We start from the raw sequence: 1,699 nt of genomic DNA on the forward strand, positions 1-1,699 counted from the left end.
GCCTCGCCCTCGCGCAAGGCGCGAGCCCGGCCGCCGCGGCCGCCTTCGCGCCGCGGCCCGGCGCGTGGCGCAGCTTCGCGGTGACGACGCGGCTGGAGATCGCCCGCCCCGAGGGCCGCATGCAGGCCTGGGTGCCGGTGCCCAGCGTGAACGAGGCGGCGTGGTTCCGCTCGCTCGACAGCACCTTCACCAGCAACGGCAAGGCCACCATGGTGCGCGACCCGAAATACGGGGCCGGCATGGTCCATGTCGAATGGACGGCGGGCGAGGCGGCGCCCTTCGTCGAGGTCACCAGCACAGTGGCGACGCGCGACCGCGCCGTCGATTTCTCGACCCCGGGCCGGCCCGCCCCGCTCTCGGCGGCGGAGCGCACGCTCTACACCGAGGGCACGGACCTGATCCCGGTCGACGGCATCGTCAAGGAGACGGCGACCAAGATCACGGCCGGCGCGGGCGACGACGTCGCCAAGGCGCGGGCCATCTACGAGTGGATCGTGGAGAACACCTTCCGCGACGCCAGGACGCGCGGCTGCGGCATCGGCGACATCGCCGCGATGCTGAAGACCGGCCATCTGGGCGGCAAATGCGCCGACCTCAACGCGCTCTATGTCGGCCTCGCCCGCGCCGCCGGCCTGCCGGCCCGCGACGTCTATGGCATCCGCCTGGCGCCCTCGGCGTTCGGCTACAAGAGCCTGGGCGCCGGCTCCGAGGTGATCACCAAGGCGCAGCACTGCCGCGCCGAGGTGTGGCTGGAGGCGTTCGGCTGGGTGCCGGTCGATCCGGCCGACGTGCGCAAGGTGATGCTGGAGGAGCCGCCGACCAACCTGGGCCTCGCCGACCCCAAGGTCGCCGCGGCCCGCAAGACGCTGTTCGGCGCGTGGGAGACCAACTGGCTCGCCTACAATGTCGCGCACGACCTGGCGCTGCCGGGCGCCCAGGGCCCGCGCGTCGGCTTCCTGATGTATCCGCAGGCCGAGACCGCCAGCCAGGGCCTCGACTGCCTCGATCCCGACGGCCTGCGCTACGTGATCCGGGCCAAGGAGACGACGGCGGCGTAACACTCGACTTAGGATGCCCGGCGGCGTGCCGGGCATCCACGGGCAGCCGAACGACACCGAGACCGTGGATGGCGGGACGAGCCCGGCCATGGCGGCTCACACCATCAGAAGAGCGCCGTGACCAAGACCGAGAGCACTCCCCACACCGTCCTGGACCTGCGCGGGCTGTACTGCCCGCTGCCGGTGCTGAAGGCGAAGACCGCGCTGCGGCACGTGCCGGTCGGCGGCATGCTGGTGCTGGAATGCACCGATCCACTCACCGTGATCGACGTGCCGCATTTCGTCAGCCAGACCGGCCACTGGCTCGACGGGCAGGAGGCGACCGGCGACCTGTTCGTCTTCCGCATCGTCAAGCGGCACTGACCCGGACCGACCAGGGCGCCCCGATGATCCCCGTCTATCTCGACCACAACGCGACGACGCCGATCGACGAGGACGTGCTCGCGGCCATGCTGCCGTTCCTGCGCGAGGCGTTCGGCAACCCGTCCTCGTCGCACCCGATCGGCCGGCGCGCCCGCGACGCGGTGGAGACGGCGCGAGCCGAGGTCGCCGCGCTGATCGGCGCCGCGGCGGACGAGATCGTGTTCACCAGCGGCGGCACCGAGGCGAGCAACACGGCGATCCGCGGCGGCGCCGTCGCC

General features: G+C 72.3%; 3 protein-coding genes. All 3 read left to right on the forward strand.

From position 1 onward, the window contains the following. Positions 1-1,058 (forward strand): transglutaminase-like domain-containing protein (locus CH341_RS31125; RefSeq protein ID WP_111423541.1); only part of this gene is annotated, 1,058 nt, incomplete at its 5' end. A 117-nt stretch (positions 1,059-1,175) separates the two neighbouring features. Further along, the gene (locus tag CH341_RS31130) at positions 1,176-1,421 is read left to right on the forward strand and encodes a sulfurtransferase TusA family protein (protein WP_111423543.1); all 246 of its coding nucleotides are present in this window, start codon (positions 1,176-1,178) and stop codon (positions 1,419-1,421) included. 23 nt (positions 1,422-1,444) lie between these two features. Next, on the forward strand, positions 1,445-1,699 hold a 255-nt coding region (locus tag CH341_RS31135), incomplete at its 3' end, for an aminotransferase class V-fold PLP-dependent enzyme (RefSeq protein ID WP_146604707.1).

The sequence above is a fragment of the Rhodoplanes roseus genome (assembly GCF_003258865.1).
Taxonomy (GTDB): Bacteria; Pseudomonadota; Alphaproteobacteria; order Rhizobiales; family Xanthobacteraceae; genus Rhodoplanes; species Rhodoplanes roseus.